This is a genomic window from Actinospongiicola halichondriae (assembly GCF_049103745.1).
GTDB lineage: Bacteria > Actinomycetota > Acidimicrobiia > Acidimicrobiales > Salinilacustritrichaceae > Salinilacustrithrix > Salinilacustrithrix halichondriae.
In genome coordinates this window covers 1,983,117-1,996,103 of the sequence record NZ_CP171622.1, presented here as the reverse complement: position 1 = coordinate 1,996,103, position 12,987 = coordinate 1,983,117, and the positions used below count along the sequence as shown (strand labels likewise).

Sequence of the window (12,987 nt, the reverse complement as noted above, 5' to 3'; positions counted from 1 at the left end):
CATCGATCAATGAGGAGGCACGAAATGACATCGAACATCTTGGTGACGTTCGAGGACATCCAGACCATGGCCGGGCGGCTCCGGAACGAGGGCGGTGCGATCGCCAGCCAGCTCGACTCGCTGCTCGCCGCTGTCCAGGCGATGGTGGAGAGCGGGTGGCGCGGCCAGGCGGCCGGCGCGTTCCACGGGCTCTACGCCAACGCCACGCAGGGTTGGAAGGAGGTCGAGACGGCACTCGTCGGCATGGCGGACCTGTTGCGCACCATCGGCGAGCAGTACGAGGCGCAGGAGTCGTCGATCGCCGCCTCGTTGAACGGCTGACCACCGGTGTCCGGCGCCGACCTCGTCTTCGTCGAGCCCGAGCAGCTCCGGGCGGCGGCCTCGGAGGTGCTCGCCGCCGACCGCGCGCTCGAAGGGGCGGGCGTCGCGCTCGACGCCGCCGACGGTCGGGTGCGCGCCGGCATCGATCACGACGGACGCGCCGACGACAAGGTGTCGACGTTCGTCCGTCAGTGGCGATCGGAGTTCGACCTGCTCCGGCAGATGATGAACGGATTCGCCGACGTCCTCGATCGCGCCGCCGAGTGCTACGAGGAGCTCGACGCCGAACTGGCTTCCTGCATCCGATGAGCCTGCCCGTCGCTCTGTCGGATCTGCCGTACCCACCCGGCGACAGCGCTGCGATCCGTGCGGCGGCCGCCGACATCCGGTCGACGCTGCCGTCGCTGCGCAGCGGGCGGTCCGCAGCGCTTCGTCTCGAAGCCGTCGGGCAGGGCGTGCACTGGCAGGGAGGTGCGTTCGAGGCGTACCGCCGGATCTGTGAACGGGAGCCGATCGTCCCCGCGTTCGACCGGGCCATCGATCGGATGGCACTGGCGGCCGAGCGGCTCGACTGGTTCGCCGAACGATTCGAGGCGAACACCGCGACCATCCGCTGGTGCCGGAGTCGCCTGGCTGCCCTCGGCCTGGGTGGTCCGGTCCCCGACGAGTTGGTGCCCGACGTCCAGCGGATCGGCTGGGACGCCGAGCGGGCGTGGGACGACCATCGTGCGTCGCTCGCCAACGTCGCGGAGCTCTTCGACTGGTTGGACGATCAACCGACGTTCGCCACGCCGCCGCCGTCGAACTGGGAGCGGGTGAAGGGCGGGGCCGGGCACGTGTGGAGCTTCGGCGTGGGGGTCACCGAGGGCACGTGGGAGCTGGTGTCGTTCTCGGCCGAGGTGATGGTCTTCGTCAACCCGCTCACCGGGCCGCTCGAGTGGCGCGAGGCGTGGTCGAACCGCGAGCAGGTGGTGGCGGTGCTCGCATTCGCCCGCGACCACCCCGGCGAGTTCGCCACCGAACTCGGACGGTCTGCGGTCGACCTCGACACCCTGACCGACGACGGTGTGGCTCGCTGGCTCGGACACCGTGTGCCCGACCTCGTGCTGGCGCTGTCGACCGGTGGTCTGGGGACGGCCGGCACCCGCGCCGGGAGCCTGGTCGTCCGTGGCCTCGCTCGGTTCGATGCTCGTCTCGGCCAGGTGGCGATGCGCCTGGTCGAGGGGGCGCCGCTCCTCGATCAGCGGTTCGTGGTCAGCGCGGTGACCGGTCGCCTCGCCGTCGTGCAGGGGTACCGGACGGGCGCGGCGTTGGTCGATGCGGAGGCGGGGGAGCGCAGCCGATGACGACGGTCCACACCGAGTCGGCCCTCGGGGTGCTCCTCGCCGCGGTCTTCTTCGACACCGACGCGCTGCCGTCGACGTCCAGCGACATCGCCACGGTGGAGGATTCGCTGGTCGACGCCGTCGACGCGCTCGACGAGCACTGGATCGGCCTCGGCGACGACCTGGCCCGAGCGATCCTCGTGTTGTTGCGGGACATGCGCCACGGCCGCCTCGAGCGCCACGGTGGTCGGGTGACGGCGGCCGTCCTCCGCCGGCACGTTGCCGCGACGATCGGGCTGGCGAGCGCCGCGCCACTCGTCCATCTGCTCGGGGCGATCGCCGCCGTTCCCGATGGCGACGGCCCCCATCAGCGAGCGCTCGACCCGGCGCCGGATCCCGATTCCGCGATCGAGATCGCCATGGCCGCGCAGGTGGCCGACCCGGGAGCTCGCAGCGGACTGCGGCGAGCGTTGGTCGATTCGTCGCTGCTCGTCCCCGTGCTCGAACTGGGTGTCGAGGGCGACGCGATCTCGTTCCAGTTCCTGCCGGTCGAGGTCCGTGGCATGCCGATGATCTCGGCCTTCACCTCGTCCGAACGGGTCGCAGAACACGCGGCCGCTGCCGGCGTCGACGCCGTCCCGCTGATCGAGGTCGCTGGCACCGAACTCGCGATGGTCTGTCCGCCCGGTCACGGCGTGGCGATCAACCCCGGGTGGGTGGTGGGTTGCGTGCTCGAGGAGATCGAGGTGCGGTGCCTCCCCGATGCGCCGGGGCTGGTCGTTCCCCAGGGCGAACTCGACCTGTCACCGGTCGTGCATCCGGCCGTCGTCGGCGTCATCGACGAGATCCGCGTCGACGGCCGGGGCCGGGGAGTCCGAGCGGTCCACGGCGCTCGCCGAGGGCTGGACGTCGTCCTGGCCGTCGAGCCCGACGCCGACACGACGCCGGAACAGGCGGTCCGGCGCGTCGGAGCAGCGTTGGCCGAGCGAGGTCTCGAGGGTGTGGTGGTGATCCCGACGGCGAGCCCCATGGGCCGCGCCGTGGTCGCCGTGGCGAGTTAGCGCTCGGGCCAGGAGGTGCGTCGGCGACGGCGGGGACCGCGGTCGCCGAGCGCCCACGCTCGACGCCAACTGGGGGCGTCGGGTCCGGCGAGGGTCGGCGTGTCGGAGGCGTGGGCCCGCTTGCGTGCGTCGTACCAGTCGGTCACGCGTTCGTCGGCGAGTCCGGCGACGGCGGCCTCGATGCGGGCGCCGAGACGACGGGTGTCCTCGCCCTCCTCGGCCCGCAGCGGGTGCCCGAACGTGACGATGGTGGGCGAGGGGCGGAGTCGCTTGGAACCCTTGCGGAGGATGCGGCCGGTGCCGGCGAGGTGGACGGGGACCACCGGAGCGCCGGTGCGGCGCGCCAGGTAGGCGGCGCCGCCGCGGAAGTCCTGGCCCCAGCCGTCAGGCGACCGTCCGCCCTCGGGGAAGATGAGCATCGACCAACCGTCGTCGATCAGTTCGGTCGCCAGGTTGGCCGACTTGCGCGTGACCGTGGCCCGCTCGATGGGGATCGCGTTGAGCGCGAGGCTCGCCGCCGCGCTGGTGGCGCGGGTGCGGAAGAAGTAGTCGGCCGCTGCGCCGACGAACACCTGGTAGCGCCACGGTTCGGGGAGGCTGGTGAGGACCAGCGGGGTGTCGACGTGGCTGTGGTGGTTGGCGCAGAAGATGACCGGCTGGAAGTCGCCCTCGCGAAGATCGGTGAGGCGGTCGAGCCCCTCGACCTTCGGCCGGGCGACGCCTGCGATGGTGGGTCGCAGCACCGCCTCGAGCAGCACCGTCCGCGCCCAACGGGCGGGGAACGTGCGGGCCCAGTCGGTGTCGTAGTCGGCGCCGGTCTGACGTTTCGGGGTGAGCGGTGCGACGCCCTTCGGCGTGTCGGGCGCGCGCAACGGGAACGAGGCCGAGCGCAGCTTGCGCCGCGGGTCCAACGCCTCGAAGTTCATGTGACGTCCGCCATCAGGATCGGCGGGTTGTGGACGTGGGTGATGGTCGGCTGTGGCCCGACGACGTCGGACGCGAGTTCGAGCGCGTCCTGCATCGTGCTGGCGGGAGCGAAGCCGAGGCGGCGCACGGCCTTCGGCTCGCCGCCGACGATGATGACCTTGCCCAGGTGCTGGAGGGCATGGCTGCCCCAGTACCACATGTAGAACGGGTGGACGCCGTGGTAGGCGTAGCTCGTCCGGTACAGGTGGCGGTACCACTCGTCCTCGGCGAAGTCCTTCTCGTACTTCTCGACCTCTTTGGGGTCGGTCGTCTGCGAGAGGACCTGTTCGAAGAAGTCGATGTAGCTCGGGTGGTGGACCGGGTGGAACTCCCACGGGGTCGGGTGGGTCATGATCAGCACGCCGCCCTCCCGCACGAGGGGCTTGCCGCGGTACATGTTGAAGAAGTAGCCGAGCCCGAGGCACATGACCAGGATCGGGTTCATGATCGAGTTGACGTTGTAGGGGCAGATGTAGGGGAGCCCCATCGTCAACACGTCGGTCTGTCCCTCGACGGGGACGATGTGCTGCTCGAAGCAGTGCTCGAGCGTCTTCTCGTGGACGGCTTCGACCTCGCCGGCCTGCACGCTGGTGACGGCGTAGGGCGCCTTCCACGACATGAACGCCGCTCGCTTGGCCCGTGCCGGCATGCGCTTGAGCCCGGCCTGCATGCCCAGGAACATGGCGCGGTCCTTGGCGGTCCACTCCCACTCACGCTTGGCCAGCATCGACATCGGGCTCTGCGTGCCCAGCGCCTCGGTGCCGAACGTGTCGTTGTTCAGCGTCGTCTCGATCTGGAAGACCTTGACGTCGTTGTCGCGCAGGACCTTGCCCATCCGCCAGTTGGAGTGGTGGAGCTCCGAGCTGTGGCGGTCCATGAAGCTCTTGGAGTGCTGCATGGTGTGGACGTTGTGGTGGTGCTTGAGGCTCGGGTAGCCAGCGAGCCCGGTGGCCGTCGACTTCCAGCCGCCGTCCATCGACACCAGGTTGATGTTGACGTAGACGATGAGGTCGCTGGTGGCGGCCCGCTTGTTGATGGCCACGAGCTCGCCGTGGTCGGTCGTGCCGATCTCGAGCATCCCGTCGGGATCCTCGGCGTCGTGGTTGTAGAGCTTCCCGTCGGGGGCGAAGGCGTCGTAGACGCGATCACCGACGGCGTGACGCAGCTCGTCCTCGGTCATGCGACGGTGCAGCGCCAGCGCGGCGATGATCTCGACGTCGTCGACGCCGGCCGCAGCGGCCGTGTCGAGCACGGCCTCGATGATCCGCTGGCGCACGTCGGGCTTGCGCATCTGGGGGAGCGGGAGGCTGATGTCGTCGAAGCAGATCGTCAGCTTCATGCCGCCGAAGAGCAGTTCGGACAGCGGCTTCGAGTCGCCGAGCGGCGCTTCGAGCGCGGCGGCGATCTTGTCGTCGACGTTCTTGAGACCGGGGAGCGGCTCGGCCGGGTAGATGACCCGGGTGCGGCCGGCGGGCATCTTCTCGAGCGAGAACCCCTCGCCGCGATGGAAGAGGATCGGTGGCGTGGAGCTGTCCACGTCCATGACGAGACCGGGACGAGGCATCAGACCACCCCTCCCATCGAAAATTTCGTCGGTTGCTCAGGAGAGTGCTGAGGAAGTGACGCAATGTTCATTTGGGGTTCCTCATGTCGAAGGCGATCTTGACGGCACCACGGCGGCCCGCCTCGGCGGCGTGCGCGATGGCATCGGTGTAGCGACGCAGTGGGTAGGTCTGGGTGACGAGGCGGTCCAGCTGCTTCGAGGCCACCAGGTCGATGGCGGTGTCGAAGTCGGACCGGTCGTAGGCATAGACGCCGCGCAGGGCGACTTCTCGGTGCCACAGCCCGGTGAGATCGAGGTTCACCGTGGCCGGCATGCCGACGACGAGGACGGTTCCGCCGGGTGCCACGACCTCGAGGGCCAGGGCGAGTGACGACTCGGATCCGACGCAGTCGATGACGGTCGGGGCGCCGCCGGTGAGCTGGCTCCCGAGCTTCATCGAGCCGGTGGCGAGACGGATGGCGCCGGCGAGTTCGCCGGGATCGACGACTCTGCTGGCGCCGAGTTCCTTCGCCAGCCGCTTCTGATGTGGGTAGCGGGCGGCGACCGTGACGTCGTCGCGGTCGAGTGCGGCGACCGTCAAGAGGCCCAGCGTGCCGGCGCCGATGACGGCGACGGGCCCGTCGCCGACCACCTGGGCGGCGGCGTGGACGGCGCATGCAGTGGGTTCGACCATGACGGCGGCCTCGTCGGAGACCGCGTCGGGGACGGGTACGAGCTGGTCGGGATGGGCGACCATCTCCTCGGACCAGCCGCCGCCGGTGTCGCAGCAGAAGCCCGATTGGAGGCCGGGTTCGAGGTGGCCGAACGCGATGCGCTCGCACCGGTTGATCTGGCCGGCCGCGCACGCAGGGCATGCGGGGTCGATGCCGCGGATCCCGCAGTGCAGGACCGGGACGAGCACCGCTCGGGTGCCGTCGTCGAGGTCGCCGACGACCTCGTGACCGGGAACGAACGGGAAGCTGACAATGGGCTCGAAGTAGCGCGACGAGTGGCCGTCGATGGTCGACAGGTCCGATCCGCAGATCCCCGAGAGGCGTGGACGGAACGACACCCAGTCGTCGGTCGGTCGGTCGGGGGTGTCGACGTCACGCAGTCGGATCGGTCCGACCGCGGCGCCGGCCCCCGGCTTGAACGCGCCGGCGACCATGGCCGCGGCGTACCGAGCCGGCTTGCGTGAGAACTCGAGGGCCTTCATCGGGCGATCCTGGTGGGGGTGCGGCCACGCCAGGACGGGCCGATCGGGAGCAGGGGGTCGCTGTGACCGGCGGACTTCTCGAAGTGCTCGACCAGCCAACCGCGCTTGCGGGCCAGGGCAGCGAGGCGCGCCTCGGGGTTGACGGCGACCGGGAATCCGGCGGCCTCGAGGAGCGGGAGATCGGAGGTCGAGTCGGCGTAGGCGACCGACTCTGCGGGGTCGAAACCGTGGGTCTCGCAGTAGTCGAGCAGCGCCTGGGCTCGGGTCTCGCCGGTGGGCGGGACGTCGGTGAGTTCGCCGGTGAAGCGGCCGTCGGCGCCGATGCTCATCTCGGCGCAGATGACGTCGTCGAACAGCGGCTTGAGCGGCTCGATCGCCACGCCGAGCGCCCCGGTGATCAGCAGCGTCCGGTGTCCGAGCTTGCGGTGCTCACGGACCCGACGGATCGCCTCGGGGAACGACTTGGTCAGCAACAGGTGGCTGGCCATCTCGACGGTGTCGGCGTGAAGCTGCGCGGCGTCGGCACCCTCGTAGCGGCGGTAGAAGTGGCGCAGGAAGTCGCTGCGGTCCTTGCGGTCGAGCGACAGCAACGACGGGGCCTCGGCCAGGGTCCGCAGGACGAAGCGGAGCCGGTCGTCGGTCGGCAGTCGACGGGTGGCGAGCCACGAGTACGACGCCACGACGTTCGAGGCGATGAGCGTGTTCTCGAGGTCGAAGGCCACGACCTGCCGGTCCTCGTGCAGGACCTGCCGGCGGAGACGGGACGACCGCGATTCCCGGTCGCTCGCGCCCGGCGTCGTCTTGACACGGGCATGGGTGACGACCGACGGCAGGTGGATCTCGGTGACGTAGCGGTCCCAGTCGATGACCCGTGGATCGAGGCAGAAGTTCTCGCGCGACTCGTCGTCGCAGGCGGCGGCCAGGCCGAGCAGGTTGTCGACGCCGTAGATGGCCTCGCACTCGGTGTAGGCGCCGTAGAGCTCGACGTAGGTCAGCGCTCGCTGCGCCTCTTCCTTCTTCTCCTCGAGCGTCGCCGCCCACTCGGCCTGCTTCCCCCGCAAGGGGAGGGCCTGGAGCACCGACTCGGACTTCTCGAGGATCGACTTGGCCCGTTCGAGCTGTGCCTGCACCCGACCGCGGCCCGGGAACTTCCACTCCGGCACGACGATCGGCTGGCCGTCGTTGTCGTAGATCGGGTGCTCGGTGAACCAGCCGCTGACGTTGTCGACGAGCGTCTGGTAGCGAAGCGGGTTGGCCGAGCCCGACGCCGACTGCACGATGCGCGGCTCGGCGAGCGAACCGTCGTCGTTGCGCGCCGGTCCGGCGGCGGCAGTCGCACAGATCGCAGCGCACACGAGGTCGACGGGGATGACGTCGACGACACCTTCGGGCACGCCGGGGAACTCCTTGAGGAGCCCGCGGGCGTAGGAGATGATCACCGGCTCGGCCATCCGGAAGCCACGGATCCACCCGGGTGAGGGTTCGGCCAGCGAACTCTCGATGATGGCGGGACGGACGACCGAGACCGGCAGGTCGCCACGCTGGTCGAACAGGGCCCGCTCGCCGAACGCCTTCGTGTAGGCGTAGGCATCGGGCCACCCGAGGCTGGCGGCGCGGGATCGGCCGGCATCGACGAGTTGGTCGGTGACCCACCGGGTGCGGTTCTGCTCGGTCTTCGAGGCCAGCAGGGGAGTGCCGGCAGCGCCGAGTTCCTTGCGTGCTTCGGACCGGAAGCGCTTCAGCATGTCGGGCTTGCGTGACTCGGCCTGGGCGTCGGCGCGGATCCGGCGAGCGGCGGCGACCTCGTCGCGCCAGTCGACGCCGAACCAGAACGGACTCTGGTCGACCGGGACCTCGGGCGCCGAGCCCTTGCGGTTGCCGGCGACGTAGCAGGTGCTCACGGCGACCAGGTGCGGCAGTTCGGCCATCGACCCTTCGTCGTGCAGGTCGTGGAGTGTCGCGGCGATGCGCGACGGCCCGAGCAGGTTGACCTCGACGGCGGAGTCGAGCGGCGAGTCGAAGCTCACGGTGGCGGCCGAGTGGATGACGATGTCGCAGGTGGCCAGTTCGGCTCGGCCGTCGGCGTCGAGGCCGAGTCCGTCGGTGCCGACGTCGCCGGCGATCGGAGTGACCCGACGGGCGATCATGGCGTCGAAGTCGTCGGTCTCGGCCCGCAGACGGTCGAACGCGTCGTTCTTGAAGATCTCGCGCTTGGCGCGCTGCTCGACCGTCCGTCGCTGGCCGGCGCGGATGAGCAGGACGAGCTCGCACCCGGGGACGCCGCGCAGGAGCCGCTCGATCAGCGCTGTTCCGAGGAAGCCGGTCCCGCCGGTGATGGCGATGCGTTTGCCGTCGAGATCGTCGGCGATCGAGATCGCGCCATGCGAGGTCACGCCCTTGTTCTACCATCTGGTAAGTGACCTCCGCAGCGACGACGTCCGAGCGGATCCTCGAGGCCGCACTGCGCTCGTTCGGCACCACGGGCATCGACGGCACGTCGCTCGACGCCATCGCCCGGGACCTGGGCATGACCAAGCAGGCGATCCTCTACTGGTACCCGTCCAAGGATGCGCTGGTCGAGGCGGTCATCGACTTCTGCGCCACCGAGCTGCAGACCCGTTTCGCCCGCGGTCTCGACGGGGCGCCGGACGGCTTCGGCCGGATCGAGGCGATCGTGCGTGTCGCCTTCCGACTCGCCGCACGCCACCCGTCGATGCTGGGTTTCATGCGCGAGGTCAACCGGCTCGGTCCGCCGACGTCGACTCGTCTGACCGAGTCGGTGGCGCCGCTGCTCACGGCCGCGGCGCACTGGCTCGACGTCGAGATGGATGCCGGACGGCTCCGTCGTCACGACCCCAAGCTGCTGGTCCTCATGGCGTATTCGTCGGTCACCGGGCTCGCCACCGAGGTCGAGGTGCTCCGGGCGCTCGGCGAGGAACCGACGCTGGCATCGCTGGTGCGCCGACGTGACCAGCTGACCGACCTGTTGCGCGACGCCCTCGTCAGCGTTCCGGGGGACCGACCTTCGCCAGCATGACGCCACGGATGGCGCCGGCAGGCACCCGCCCGTGATGCCTGCTGTCGGTGGACAGCGTCCGCTCGTCGCCGACCGCGACCCAACCGGGACCGGTCCGCACCGAGTCGCTGCCGTCCTCCCAGGCGTCGCCCGGCCGAGCGACCAGGCGCTTGATGCCGATGAGGTCGTGCTCCCACGGGAGTTCGATGATCGCGATGTCGCCGGGTCGCGGATGACGGGCCAACCGCATCGCCGCGCCGAGGGGCGAGCGGACCTTGACCGAGATCGCCGTGTCGCGGGGCAACAACGTGGGCTTCATCGACTCACCGCGCACCACGTGCCGTTCGAGCGACGTCGCGGCGAGAACCAGCACCGTTGCGGCTCCGATCAGCGCCGCTAGGGTCCGTTCCCGAGTGACCATTTCCGTCCACCCCCTTCCTCTCAACAAGGAGACCCAATGAGCATTTCTCGCCTGCTCTCGATCGCCGACCTCGAAGATGCTGCCACGGCGGACGCCCACTGTGACCTGATGTGTGGTGTCTACAACCCCGCGCAGGCTCGCATCGAGGCCGAGTCCGTCCTCGAGACGATGAAGAAGTACAACGCGTCCGACGACGACTACTTCCGCACTCGCTGCATCATCATCAAGGAAGAGCGTGCCCAGCTGGCCAAGGAGCACCTCTGGGTGCTCTGGACCGACTACTTCAAGCCGCCGCACGTCGAGCAGTTCCCGCAGCTCCACGACCTGTTCTGGCGTGCCACCAAGGCCGCCGGCGATGCGAAGAAGAGCAACGACGAGGCCGACGGCCAGAAGCTGATCGACCTCATCGACGAGATCGCCGAGATCTTCGCCGAGACCAAGAAGTAGCGGACCTCCCGCCGCTGGCGGGTGTCCATCGAACGATCGAACGGACGACCGAGAGGTCGTCCGTTCGTCTGTTTTGCGCCGAGCTGTCGTACGTTCGGTGCCGTCGCCGGTCTGGATGGGTGATGATGACGGTGGAGGGCGTGGACCAGGAGACGGGATTCTCGTCTTGGTATGCGATGGTCGAGCCGCGGCTCCGGGCTGCGCTCGTGGCTCGCTACGGGCCGGAGCGCGGGCGCGATGCCGCGGCAGCGGCGCTCGCGTGGGCGTGGGAACACCGTGATCGCTTGGTCACCATCGAGAATCCGGTCGGCTATCTGTTCCGTGTCGGCCAGTCCAAGGCTCGACGGCGTCGGCAGGGATGGCTCCCCGCTGCCCTCGTCGACGATGTGACGACCGTCGAGCCGGCACTCGGGGGAGCGATCGCCGCGCTGCCGACGTGCCAGCGGACGATCGTGGTGCTCGTCCATGGCTATGGATGGTCGCTGGCCGAGGTCGCCGAACTCCTCGACATCGCGAAGTCCACCGTCCAGACGCATCTGGAGCGCGGTATCGCTCGACTGCGCGGACACATGGGAGTGGAATGATGAGTGATCTCGAGAAGAACGTCCGCGACTGGGTCCAGTCGGTGGATCGTCCGATCTCCATGGACGAGGTGATCGTGAGGCCGTCCAACCGGACCGTGTGGCCAGCGCGGATTCCCGTCCCCGTCGCCGTCGCGTCGGTGGCCGCGATCCTCGTCCTGGGAGTGCTCGCTGCGGTGTTCACCGGAGGCGACGACGGTGTCGCGAGCGTGACGGCTGCGACCTCCACGTCGTCCACGCCTCCGCCGTCCGCCTCCGCGCCTGTGGTGCCGCCGACCTGGCCTGAGGTGTGTCCCGATCTCCGGAGCGAGTCCACGTGGGAAGCGACGAGGGACGCGTCGGAGCTCGTCACCGGTGCCGGGACATCCGCGCTCTACCGCGAAACCGTGACCAACGACGGGAGCGAGCCCTGCTCGCTCGAGCGCCACCCCTGTCGGACGGTGCAGCTGTTCGATCTCGATGGAACGCCCATCGAGGCGCCGCTCGAGCTGGGGTGCGCACTCATGGCCACGCCGGTGGACCTGGCGCCAGGGGACTCGTTGGAGTTGACCCTGTTCGCCCCGCTGCATGCTGCCCCCGGGCGCTACCTGGTCCACGTCGGCAGGTATGACGGCACGACCGATCGTCTCCCGGTTCGTCTGGAGGATCGACACGCAGCCTGTCCTGCGTCGGCGCTGGCGGTACGAGGAAACGGAACACCGATCTGGCTGCGCTCGGGCGAAGGCCTCGCGTGGCTCGTTCGAGTCGTCGGTGAGTGAGTGTTCCGTTCGGGTCGATCGGGTCGAAGTCGTGATGGAACCCGACGGTCCTGGGCACGTGTACGTGAACGACGGTGACTTCTGGATCGTGTACGCCGATGGTGTCCTGACGCTGCGCACGGCGATGGCGTCCATCAGCGAGGAGCCGGGTACGTACCCCGCGGAGATCGCGATGATCCTGGCGGACGGGAGCCGGGTGTCGGTCCGTGCCGAGGTGCAGGTGTGACGTGCCGTCAGCGTTCGGTGCTGAAGCGTGATCGACGCTCGTGGCGCTCCAGAGCGAGCGCCACGAGCTCGTCGATCAACTTGGCGTAGGGGATGCCGCTGGCTTCCCAGAGACGCGGGTACTGGGAGATCGGCGTGAAGCCGGGGATCGTGTTGACCTCGTTGATGAGGGGTCCACGACCGTCCTCCTCCCAGAAGAAGTCGACCCGGGCCATGCCCTCGCAGCGCAGCGCCTCGAAGGTCTGCACGGCGAGCGCTCGGAGTTCGTCGCTGACCGCTTGGGGGAGCGGCGCGGGGATGAGGAGCTCGGCCCCGTCGGCGTACTTGTCGTCGTAGTCGTAGAAGTCGGCGCCCGGCCGCACCTCGCCGATCACCGAAGCACGGGGCGTGGCGTTGCCGAGGATGCCGCACTCGAGTTCGCGCCCGTCGACGTTCTCCTCGAACACGAGCCAGTCGTCGTAGCGAGCCGCCTCGGTCACGGCGGCGGCGAGCTGCTCGGCGTCCCGGACCTTCGACACGCCGATCGAACTGCCCATGTTCGCCGGCTTGACGAAGATCGGATAGCCGAGCCGGTCGGCCACGAGCGCGAGGAACTCGTCGTCGATGTCTCGGACCTGCGCCGACTCCCACGCGCACTGGGGCAGGCCGTGAGCGGAGAGCATCTCCTTGGCTGCCGCCTTGTCCATCGAGACCGCCGAGCCGAGCACGCCCGTGCCGACGTAGGGCACGTTCGCCAGCTCGAGGAGACCCTGCACGGTGCCGTCCTCGCCGTACGGACCGTGGAGCAGCGGTAGGACGACGACCGGGACGTCGGCGGTCACGGGCTGCATCGTCGGCAGCGGTTCGACGGCGGTACCGGTCGCCTCGAGTCGGTCGGGGAGCGCCTTCGCGCCCTGTCGGAGTGCGGCGATGGCGTCGTCGGACCGCAGCCACTCGCCCGCCTTGGTGATGCCGACGGGAACGGCGTCGTAGCGGTCGTGGTCGATCGCTGCGAGCACGTGGGCGGCGGTGGTGCAGCTCACCTCGTGTTCGGCCGATCGGCCACCGAAGAGCAAGATCAGACGGACACGATCCGGAAGTGGCATGGCAGCGGAGTGTAAGACTCCA

Annotated in this window: 15 protein-coding genes; 9 read left to right on the top strand and 6 right to left on the bottom strand. The window is 69.4% G+C overall.

The features are described from left to right. The first annotated feature begins 24 nt into the window (after window positions 1-24). From AB8619_RS09850 to AB8619_RS09835, 4 genes are read left to right on the top strand one after another with little or no spacing between them, the layout of a single operon-like run. Entirely contained in the window at window positions 25-321 is a 297-nt protein-coding gene (locus AB8619_RS09850; RefSeq protein WP_436796288.1) for a WXG100 family type VII secretion target, read from the top strand. Window positions 322-327: 6 nt separating this feature from the next. Further along, window positions 328-630 carry a WXG100 family type VII secretion target gene (locus AB8619_RS09845; RefSeq protein WP_436796287.1) on the top strand — a complete coding sequence of 101 codons (303 nt, stop codon included), beginning with the start codon at window positions 328-330 and terminating at the stop codon, window positions 628-630. After that, window positions 627-1,667: a hypothetical protein gene (locus tag AB8619_RS09840; RefSeq protein WP_436796286.1), complete on the top strand. Its 1,041-nt coding sequence runs from the start codon at window positions 627-629 to the stop codon at window positions 1,665-1,667. Before AB8619_RS09845 ends, AB8619_RS09840 begins: the two co-directional genes overlap by 4 nt. Continuing rightward, complete coding sequence (locus tag AB8619_RS09835; RefSeq protein WP_436796285.1) at window positions 1,664-2,707, top strand: SseB family protein; 1,044 nt, start codon at window positions 1,664-1,666, stop codon at window positions 2,705-2,707. Before AB8619_RS09840 ends, AB8619_RS09835 begins: the two co-directional genes overlap by 4 nt. Here AB8619_RS09835 and AB8619_RS09830 read toward each other — a convergent pair. The 4 genes from AB8619_RS09830 to AB8619_RS09815 all read right to left on the bottom strand — a co-directional run bounded on the left by AB8619_RS09830 (window position 2,704) and on the right by AB8619_RS09815 (window position 8,825). Next, on the bottom strand, window positions 2,704-3,633 hold the full coding sequence (locus AB8619_RS09830) for a lysophospholipid acyltransferase family protein (RefSeq protein ID WP_436796284.1): 930 nt from the start codon (window positions 3,631-3,633) through the stop codon (window positions 2,704-2,706). The two genes, AB8619_RS09835 and AB8619_RS09830, sit on opposite strands and share 4 nt — an antisense overlap. Next, on the bottom strand, window positions 3,630-5,237 hold the full coding sequence (locus AB8619_RS09825) for a lactate racemase domain-containing protein (protein WP_436796283.1): 1,608 nt from the start codon (window positions 5,235-5,237) through the stop codon (window positions 3,630-3,632). The genes AB8619_RS09830 and AB8619_RS09825 overlap by 4 nt, the downstream gene beginning before the upstream one ends. A gap of 67 nt (window positions 5,238-5,304) precedes the next feature. Next, window positions 5,305-6,432, bottom strand: a complete 1,128-nt coding sequence (locus tag AB8619_RS09820) for a zinc-dependent alcohol dehydrogenase (RefSeq protein WP_436796282.1) — start codon at window positions 6,430-6,432, stop codon at window positions 5,305-5,307. Beyond that, window positions 6,429-8,825, bottom strand: a complete 2,397-nt coding sequence (locus AB8619_RS09815) for an HAD-IB family phosphatase (protein WP_436796281.1) — start codon at window positions 8,823-8,825, stop codon at window positions 6,429-6,431. Before AB8619_RS09815 ends, AB8619_RS09820 begins: the two co-directional genes overlap by 4 nt. Before the next feature lie 23 nt (window positions 8,826-8,848). Here AB8619_RS09815 and AB8619_RS09810 point away from each other — a divergent pair, with 23 nt between their 5' ends. Then, window positions 8,849-9,469 (top strand): TetR/AcrR family transcriptional regulator, encoded by a 621-nt coding sequence (locus AB8619_RS09810; RefSeq protein WP_436796280.1) that lies wholly within the window; start codon window positions 8,849-8,851, stop codon window positions 9,467-9,469. Here AB8619_RS09810 and AB8619_RS09805 read toward each other — a convergent pair. Further along, window positions 9,435-9,869, bottom strand: coding sequence for a S26 family signal peptidase (locus tag AB8619_RS09805; protein ID WP_436796279.1), 435 nt, complete (start codon window positions 9,867-9,869; stop codon window positions 9,435-9,437). The genes AB8619_RS09810 and AB8619_RS09805 overlap by 35 nt on opposite strands. Before the next feature lie 36 nt (window positions 9,870-9,905). Between AB8619_RS09805 and sodN the strand changes: the two genes are divergently transcribed. The 4 genes from sodN (at window position 9,906) to AB8619_RS09785 (ending at window position 11,881) form a co-directional block, all read left to right on the top strand. Next, window positions 9,906-10,316, top strand: coding sequence for a superoxide dismutase, Ni (gene sodN / locus AB8619_RS09800; protein WP_436796278.1), 411 nt, complete (start codon window positions 9,906-9,908; stop codon window positions 10,314-10,316). A gap of 140 nt (window positions 10,317-10,456) precedes the next feature. Next, complete coding sequence (locus AB8619_RS09795) at window positions 10,457-10,900, top strand: RNA polymerase sigma factor (RefSeq protein ID WP_436796277.1); 444 nt, start codon at window positions 10,457-10,459, stop codon at window positions 10,898-10,900. Further along, on the top strand, window positions 10,900-11,655 hold the full coding sequence (locus AB8619_RS09790) for a DUF4232 domain-containing protein (RefSeq protein WP_436796276.1): 756 nt from the start codon (window positions 10,900-10,902) through the stop codon (window positions 11,653-11,655). Before AB8619_RS09795 ends, AB8619_RS09790 begins: the two co-directional genes overlap by 1 nt. A gap of 31 nt (window positions 11,656-11,686) precedes the next feature. After that, window positions 11,687-11,881, top strand: a complete 195-nt coding sequence (locus tag AB8619_RS09785; RefSeq protein WP_436796275.1) for a hypothetical protein — start codon at window positions 11,687-11,689, stop codon at window positions 11,879-11,881. Between the two features lie 7 nt (window positions 11,882-11,888). On the opposite strand, the gene AB8619_RS09780 is transcribed toward AB8619_RS09785, so the two are convergent. Then, window positions 11,889-12,965, bottom strand: coding sequence for a D-alanine--D-alanine ligase family protein (locus AB8619_RS09780; RefSeq protein ID WP_436796274.1), 1,077 nt, complete (start codon window positions 12,963-12,965; stop codon window positions 11,889-11,891). Window positions 12,966-12,987: the final 22 nt, after the last annotated feature.